General features: G+C 53.0%; 5 protein-coding genes and 1 pseudogene. 5 read left to right on the plus strand and 1 reads right to left on the minus strand.

Translation table 11 applies throughout. The features are described 5' to 3' along the window. Positions 1 to 214: 214 nt before the first annotated feature. Complete coding sequence (locus ACRCZA_RS07060; protein WP_438673748.1) at positions 215 to 1,522, plus strand: NAD(P)/FAD-dependent oxidoreductase; 1,308 nt, start codon at positions 215 to 217, stop codon at positions 1,520 to 1,522. 315 nt (positions 1,523 to 1,837) lie between these two features. Here the strand turns inward: ACRCZA_RS07060 and ACRCZA_RS07065 are convergent, their stop codons facing one another. Further along, positions 1,838 to 2,701, minus strand: coding sequence for a sulfurtransferase (locus ACRCZA_RS07065; protein ID WP_438673752.1), 864 nt, complete (start codon positions 2,699 to 2,701; stop codon positions 1,838 to 1,840). A gap of 435 nt (positions 2,702 to 3,136) precedes the next feature. Here ACRCZA_RS07065 and purT point away from each other — a divergent pair, with 435 nt between their 5' ends. The 4 genes and pseudogenes from purT to ACRCZA_RS07085 form a co-directional block, all read left to right on the plus strand. Beyond that, complete coding sequence (gene purT, locus ACRCZA_RS07070) at positions 3,137 to 4,312, plus strand: formate-dependent phosphoribosylglycinamide formyltransferase (protein WP_438673749.1); 1,176 nt, start codon at positions 3,137 to 3,139, stop codon at positions 4,310 to 4,312. A 41-nt stretch (positions 4,313 to 4,353) separates the two neighbouring features. Further along, entirely contained in the window at positions 4,354 to 4,875 is a 522-nt protein-coding gene (locus tag ACRCZA_RS07075) for an opioid growth factor receptor-related protein (RefSeq protein ID WP_438673750.1), read from the plus strand. 413 nt (positions 4,876 to 5,288) lie between these two features. After that, a complete protein-coding gene (locus ACRCZA_RS07080) occupies positions 5,289 to 7,013 on the plus strand; it encodes a pseudouridine synthase (RefSeq protein WP_438673751.1) in 1,725 nt (574 codons plus the stop codon). A 223-nt stretch (positions 7,014 to 7,236) separates the two neighbouring features. Continuing rightward, positions 7,237 to 7,497 (plus strand): annotated as a pseudogene (locus tag ACRCZA_RS07085) (DUF3142 domain-containing protein); the annotation flags it as partial.

The following is a 7,497-nucleotide window of genomic DNA, read 5'->3' on the forward strand; positions in this document are numbered from 1 at the left end:
CGGGACATCCCCATAAATGCCACACTCGCTGTTCAGGATAAACATCACCCCAAGCGCATGATCACCGCCAAAGCGGATGTTTTCACGCGTAGATTGTATTCTACAAAAAAAGCGTGTTAAATAAAATGAACACTTTTGTAGGGCTGAAGCAAAAGTGTGACGAGTATACTGAGACAAGTCCAATTTACAATAAAAACAATTTTTTGGAGCCATCATGGCCAGCAAACCTCCCGTGCACAGCGAGCAGTATCCCCATTCTTATTATGTTGACACCGCAAAAGAACTCCATCCCTACCCGCAGCTTGAAGGTGCCATTCAGGCCGACGTCTGCATCGTGGGGGGAGGCTTTAGCGGCATCAATACCGCCATCGAATTGGCCGAACGAGGATTAAGCGTAGTCGTGTTGGAGGCAAAACGCCTCGGCTGGGGGGCGTCGGGCCGTAATGGCGGCGAGTTAATTCGTGGCATTGGCCATGATCCGGCGCAATTTGAGCGCGAAATTGGCCCCGAAGGCGTCAAAGCTATCCAACAAATGGGCTTTGAAGCGGTGGATATCGTGATTAATCGCATCCATCAGCACCAGATTGACTGCGACTTACAGATGGGTTACTGCGATTTGGCGGTTAAACCCCGTCACCTGCATGAATTAGAAGAAGAATTTGCAGCGCTCAAAGCCTTAGGCTATCAAAAGCCCATCAAACTGTTAGGGAAATCCCAACTGGGCGAGGTGATAGGCTCAGACATCTACCAAGGCGCCCTCGTGGATATGGGCAGCGGCCATTTGCACCCACTCAATTTAGCGCTCGGCGAAGCCCGGGTTGCCCGTGAGCTTGGTGTGCAATTTTTTGAATACAGTGCCGCTGAAAAAATCATCAAGGGCAATCGCCCGAAAGTCATCACCCCTAAGGGCGAAGTGAGCTGCCAATACCTTGTGCTCGCAGGCAATGCCTACATTGGCCACAAGCTTGACAGTTACATTGGTGGAAAAGTCTTACCTGCGGGCAGCTATCTGCTGGCGACGGCGCCATTAACCCCAGCGCAGTGCGCGAGCATCATCCCGCAAAATATGGCCTTTGCCGATATGCGTATTGCCTTAGATTACTTTCACTTATCGGCAGATAGGCGCTTACTTTTTGGTGGCCTATGCACTTATTCTGGCAACGATCCTCGGGATATCGAAGCGGCGCTGCGCCCCAATCTGGAAAAGGTCTTCCCACAGTTAACTGGCGTTGCCATCGACTATGAATGGGGCGGCATGATCGGCATTGGCGCCAATCGCATGCCGCAAATTGGTCGCCTACCCGACGCCCCCAATATTTTTTACGCTCAGGCCTATTCAGGGCATGGCATCAATGCCACCCATATGGCGGCAAGACTGCTTGCTCAGGCAATTTGCCAACAGGCAGGACATTTTGATGTCTTTGCGAAAATTAAGCACATGACCTTCCCCGGCGGCCCAGCCCTGCGCTCGCCAATGCTGGCCGCTGGCATGCTCTATCACCGCTTTAAGGATTGGTTTTAGGACAAAGTTAAAGGCCGACGTTTCAAATTGAGTTGACGGTATTAGCGTTAAACATGTGGTCCACTGACGTTAAACAAGTGGTCCACTCGTTAACGCTTTCCCACAACGCTTAAGCGCTTCCCTCTCAAGCGTTGCTCCTTCGTGGTGGGCAATCGGCGTCCGAAATCATCGCGCTCAAACTGTCGGCACGGCCCCCTTTAGCCCAATGGCTCAGCTTTTACCCGCGCGGAGATGCGGCGCAATTGAGCTAGCGGCGCATTTTGCTAGCGGCACTGCAGCTCATGCCTCTAGTGAGTTGCAGGGGGCTCATTTCAGCTAGCACTCACATTCAATCGGCAAATCACTGCGACTGCCCCAGTCGGCCCAAGAGCCCGCATACAGCTGGCCGTTGGCATGACCGGCAGCATAGGAGGCCAGCAGTAAAATACACGCAGTGATCCCAGAGCCGCAGCTAAAAATCCTTACGGGTTTATCGGCGCCCAGTTCAGTAAAAATCTGCTGCAGTTCGCTCACCGATTTAAGCTTATCCCCACTAAGCACTTGTGCAAAAGGCAGATTCAACGCATGGGGGATATGGCCAGCGCGCACTCCGGGGCGCGGCTCACTCATTTGGCCTAAAAAGCGCGCGCTGGCGCGGGCATCGATAATCGCCGTATCTTCGTCGGTGATATTGGCCAGTACCTGAGCGGCATTAACAACCCGCTCAGGTTGATAACTTAATGCTTGAGTTAAGGATGCGGCGGACGTCTCCTGATAATCTCGCCCTAGCGTCTGGTAATGGGACGAGGTCAGGCGCGCTTCGGCCAACCACTGAGGTAAGCCACCATCGAGCACATACACGCGCCGAAAGCCCATCAACGTAAAGATCCACCAAGCCCGGGGAGATGAGTAAATCCCTTGGTTATCATAAACCACCACGGTACTGTCTGGCGTGATCCCCAGCTGCGCCGCCCCTTGGATAAACTGGGCGAATGTTGGCAAGGCATGGATTTGGCTGGAATGGGGGTCACAAAAGTCCTGTTCGACATCAAAGCGCCGCGAGCGAGGAATGCAAATCGGACTCTCATAGAGCCGCGGCACTTTTCCTATCACTGTCGCCATGCTGGCATCGAGTAAGACTAACTGTGGCTCATCCAAATGATCTTCTAGCCACTCTGTACTCACTAACGGATATTCCATCATGTGTCCTTATTCTATTATTGCATTGATATTATTATAAATATTGCCATGAAGATTGCTGAGCACTGCCAATGGAGCGAGTGTGCCAGAACATTGCCCTCGGCACCAAGTCGCCTTGCCTAAAAAATACGGCGATACCATGCAACTAAAATAGTACAGCGAACATCTACAGTTAAAAAAGCGTAATAAAATAATCTGTTAGCCAAAATATCAGGCATAGAGACAGGCAGTTATCCTAAAGCCGTGATCCCCTGCACAGTCGCAGAGTTCGCCTAAGCGACTTAAGGCCATTTACGGTAAACTGCCGGCATTCCCCCAATACATTGCCCATCATCAAAACAAAAAATGAGATAACTCAGTGGGTAAGGCTAAGGGATAACAACCAAAAACAGCACCTATAAATATCATCACCTACAAACAAAAAGGTACCCACACATGATAGGCACTCCCTACACTGAAGGCGCACGCCGCGCCATGTTGCTCGGTTGCGGTGAATTAGGCAAAGAAGTGGCCATAGAACTGCAACGCTTAGGCGTTGAGGTGATTGGCGTTGACCGTTACCCCAATGCCCCCGCCATGCAAGTCGCCCATCGCTCCCATGTCGTCAATATGCTCGATGCCAAAGCACTGCGCGCGGTAATTGAGTTAGAGCAGCCTCACCTTGTTATCCCCGAAATTGAAGCCATCGCCACCCAAACTTTGCTGGAGATGGAAGCCCAAGGGGTCAATATTATTCCCACGGCCCGCGCGACGCAGCTCACCATGGACAGAGAAGGCATTCGCCGCCTTGCGGCTGAAACCTTAGGTTTACCCACCTCACCCTATTTTTTCTGCGATACCGAGACCGAATTTAATGAGGCGGTTGCGCGCATTGGCATTCCCTGTGTGGTCAAGCCGGTAATGAGCTCATCGGGTAAAGGCCAGAGCGTTATCCGCAGCGCCAGTGCCCAGCATAGCGCATGGCAATATGCCCAAGAAGGCGGCCGCGCTGGCGGCGGGCGGGTTATCGTCGAAGGTTTTATCCCCTTCGATTATGAGATCACGCTGTTAACCATCAGTGCCGTCAACGGCATTCACTTTTGTGCCCCAATCGGCCACAGACAAGAAGATGGCGATTACCGTGAATCTTGGCAGCCACAGGCCATGTCCGCCGCAGTGCTCGAAAAATCCCAAGCGATCGCCAGCAAAGTGGTCGAGGCCCTTGGCGGTTACGGCTTATTTGGGGTGGAACTCTTTGTCAAAGGCGATCAGGTGTATTTCTCTGAGGTGTCACCGCGCCCGCATGATACTGGCCTTGTGACCCTCATCAGCCAAGATTTATCCGAGTTTGCTCTCCATGTCAGAGCCATTTTGGGTCTCCCGATCCCCAATATCCACCAGCATGGCCCTAGCGCTTCGGCAGTGATTTTGGCTGAAGGATGCTCAAACAATATCCGCTATCAAGGCATTGCGAGCGCATTGGAGGCGGTTAATACACAGCTAAGGTTATTCGCCAAACCGAGTATCGATGGCCGTCGGCGTTTAGGCGTCGCCCTCGCCCGCGATAAAGATACACAGAGCGCGATCCATAAGGCCCTCGATTGTGCCAGTAAGGTCAAAGTGATCTTCTAGGCACTGAGCACGCGTCCCTGACATGATATGAGGTGTTGCCTATGACAACCATTTCTCGCTTTTTATCGGGAGAGTCACCGGATAGCTTTGGTCGGAATATTGAACAATTCTATGGCTATAGCCACTTTTGGCTCGAGCATGACCATAAGTACATTCAAGTGTTGTTCCCGATTGATGAAGGCACTCAGTTTAACCGCCATGCGCCCTTAGTCAGTGCGGCAGATCGGGCACTGTTTGCCAATAGCGAAACGCTTAGGCAACATCATTTGCGAGCGCTCGATCTTATCTTAGGTTTTTGGGGCTTAGCTCGGCGCGGCGTGCAGATATACTCTCCTACGCCGCCAAATCCAGCAAGCCACCCTTGGCTAAAACGGCAAAACCATAACCAATTAAGAATGACGCGGGTGATCAGAAGTTTAAGCTTACTGGGTAACCAGCAGATCGCCGAAAATCTTGCACAATTTGTCATCGAAACCGCCAAGCAATTTGATTCGGTCTCGGAGCAAACGCAACACTATTGGCGCAGTGCATTAACGCGCCCGCCAATCGAGCCGCCAGGCTAAATCGCGATCACTTAGCCTGCGCTCACTTAGCCCACGCTCACATAAGCCTGCGCCCACTTAAGCTGCGATCCTGCGGCTTTGAGGATTTAAGCCTGCCCGTTCAAACCGCCGCGCTAAATACCCGCGGCGGTTTATCAGCCTTGCCGCTAGGCTAAGCCATCAGCCTTGCCCAATAATCCGTGACCCCTTAGGCGAAGCAGAGTAAACTAGCGCCCTTTTTGCTCGCGCCGCCCCTAACCCTAACGATATGTGCCCCTAACGAGATATGTGCTTTAGGCCGCCGGTATTGCCGCTGCTGATATAGGCCGCTGCTGATATAGGCCGCTGCTGATAAAGGCTTTCGCTAATACGGCAGCTTCGCTAAGGTGTAATGGCCGCGTTCTGGATATATTACCGCCATAATAGAACTGACTATGTCTAAGCTGCCTGACTGTTTTACGCCCTTTAGCCAAGCCATCGACACCGATGAGCTGCCGGCGCGTTTTACCTTTCCCTTTTACTACGAGCCGCATCCGCTGTGTATCCTCGCAGCCAAAGCGCTGCAGCAACACCTCGAAACCCAGACCGACTGGCAACATAATTTTGGCCTAACAGGGGAACTACAGGGCGCCATTGGTAAGATGTTTGGGGTACTGTTGGTGCAAACCGCCCAAGGAGAAGTTGGCTACCTTGCTGCCTTTTCGGGTAAATTAGCCGAGCAAAATCATTGGCCGCGCTTTGTGCCGCCCGTGTTTGATATGTTAGCTAAAGACGCGTTTTTTAAGGCCGAAAACCAGCAGATCAATCAGCTCAATCAACAGCTTTTGCTCCAAGAGCAGCACCCACAGATAGCGAAGCTCACCGCCGAGCTCAACGAGCTAGCGGCCAAAGCCGAAGTCGCACTTGCCACCCAGCGCCAACGGATGAGTGCTGGCCGTGAGCGGCGTAAAGCCCAGCGCCTTGAGCTTGCCGCCCAATTGACCGCCTCGCCGCCCACGGTCACTCTTGAAGAAAAAGCGCACATCGAGGCAATGCTCAGCCAACAAAGCGTCAATGAAAAAGCGCAATTGCGCCATCTCAAACACGATTGGGATGTGCAGCAACAGGCTGTGAGTCAGGCCTTAGCCCAGCTTATCGCCACGCGCGATAACCTCAGGCTTGAGCGCAAACAGCTGTCGGCGGCGCTGCAACACAAACTCTTTGAACAGTACCGTTTTCTTAACATTCTGGGGGCCGAAAAAAGCCTAAATAGCCTATTTAAGGACACCGTCGACCTGACGCCACCTGCGGGCGCAGGCGAGTGCGCGGCCCCCAAATTATTACAATACGCCTTTAAACACCGACTCAAACCCTTAGCCATGGCCGAGTTTTGGTGGGGCGCGCCGCCAAAATCTGCCATCCGCCAGCATAAGCAGTTTTATCCCGCTTGCCTGCGTAAATGCCAACCGATTCTGAAGCATATGCTGGAAGGATTGGCCGTCGATGATAATCCGCTGCGCATCAATCCCGCCGCAGAAAAGCCCCTTGAGATTGTCTATCAAGATGATGCGCTGGCGATAGTGAATAAGCCTGCCGAATTATTATCCGTCCCCGGGAAAGAGATTACCGACTCAGTGTACCTACGGATGCAACAAACCTTTCCAGAGGCAACCGGGCCGCTTATCGTCCATCGCCTCGATATGTCCACCTCAGGGATCATGGTGATCGCGCTGACCAAGGCGTCCCATAAACAGCTACAAAAACAGTTTATCCAACGCCGCATCACCAAGCGCTATGTGGCCTTGCTCGAGGGCAGTCCTAAAGCGCTACTCCAAGGCCAAAGGGAAGGCAATATCTCCTTGCCCCTGCGGGGAGATTTAGATGACAGACCAAGGCAGCTGGTTTGCCCACAATGGGGGAAGGCGGCGCACACCCACTGGGAGCTGAAGGAGATAGATGCCCACACAGGCAATACCCGGGTGTACCTCTATCCACATACGGGGCGCACCCACCAGCTTAGAGTGCACTGCGCCCACCATGAGGGCTTAGATGCCCCCATCGTGGGGGATGATCTCTATGGCAAACGCGCAGAGCGGCTGCATCTGCATGCCGATCTGTTAGCGTTTACGCACCCGCTCACAGGCCTGCCAATGCAATTTCAAGTCGACCCCGCGTTCTAATCCTTGAGGGCCCCGCAAACAGAGCGCTTGCGCCCCAACAGACTGGCGGCTTAAACGCTGCCGCATGGGCTCAGCAACCGCGCCCTTTACACCAAAAAGCCATGTTCACACAAGGCTGCATCACATTGAGCATGGGGGAAAATCAAGCTGCCTCAATGCGCTGCATGCCTAAGCATTTTCTGGCATAGTAGTGGCTTACTTGGCAAGGAGTTCACTTAAGTTTATGGGCAAGATGATAAAACACGCTTGGCAGCCGTGTCGCTGGCGCGTTAACCTGCGCCAGCTTAACTTAGGCCTGTTACTCTGCATCAGCGTAGCGCTAATGAGCGCCTGCCACCCACCAGCACCACCGCAATCCTTAACAAACTCACCCACGGCATCAGCCAGCCCCCTCACGCAAGAGGTGTATATTTGGCAGCGCCAATGGCGCCCAGCGCACCAACTCGCCCTCGAGCAAAGCCGAGAAAGCTTTCAAGGATTGCGA

The organism is Shewanella sp. (assembly GCF_051658185.1).
Taxonomy (GTDB): domain Bacteria; phylum Pseudomonadota; class Gammaproteobacteria; order Enterobacterales; family Shewanellaceae; genus Shewanella.

Bases quoted from the DNA above. Each gene is read 5' to 3' on its own strand.
- ACRCZA_RS07060 (WP_438673748.1), top strand. From the start codon at position 215: ATGGCCAGCAAACCTCCCGTGCACAGCGAGCAGTATCCCCATTCTTAT.
- purT (WP_438673749.1), top strand. From the start codon at position 3,137: ATGATAGGCACTCCCTACACTGAAGGCGCACGCCGCGCCATGTTGCTC.
- ACRCZA_RS07080 (WP_438673751.1), top strand. From the start codon at position 5,289: ATGTCTAAGCTGCCTGACTGTTTTACGCCCTTTAGCCAAGCCATCGAC.
- ACRCZA_RS07075 (WP_438673750.1), top strand. From the start codon at position 4,354: ATGACAACCATTTCTCGCTTTTTATCGGGAGAGTCACCGGATAGCTTT.
- ACRCZA_RS07065 (WP_438673752.1), bottom strand. From the start codon at position 2,701: ATGGAATATCCGTTAGTGAGTACAGAGTGGCTAGAAGATCATTTGGAT.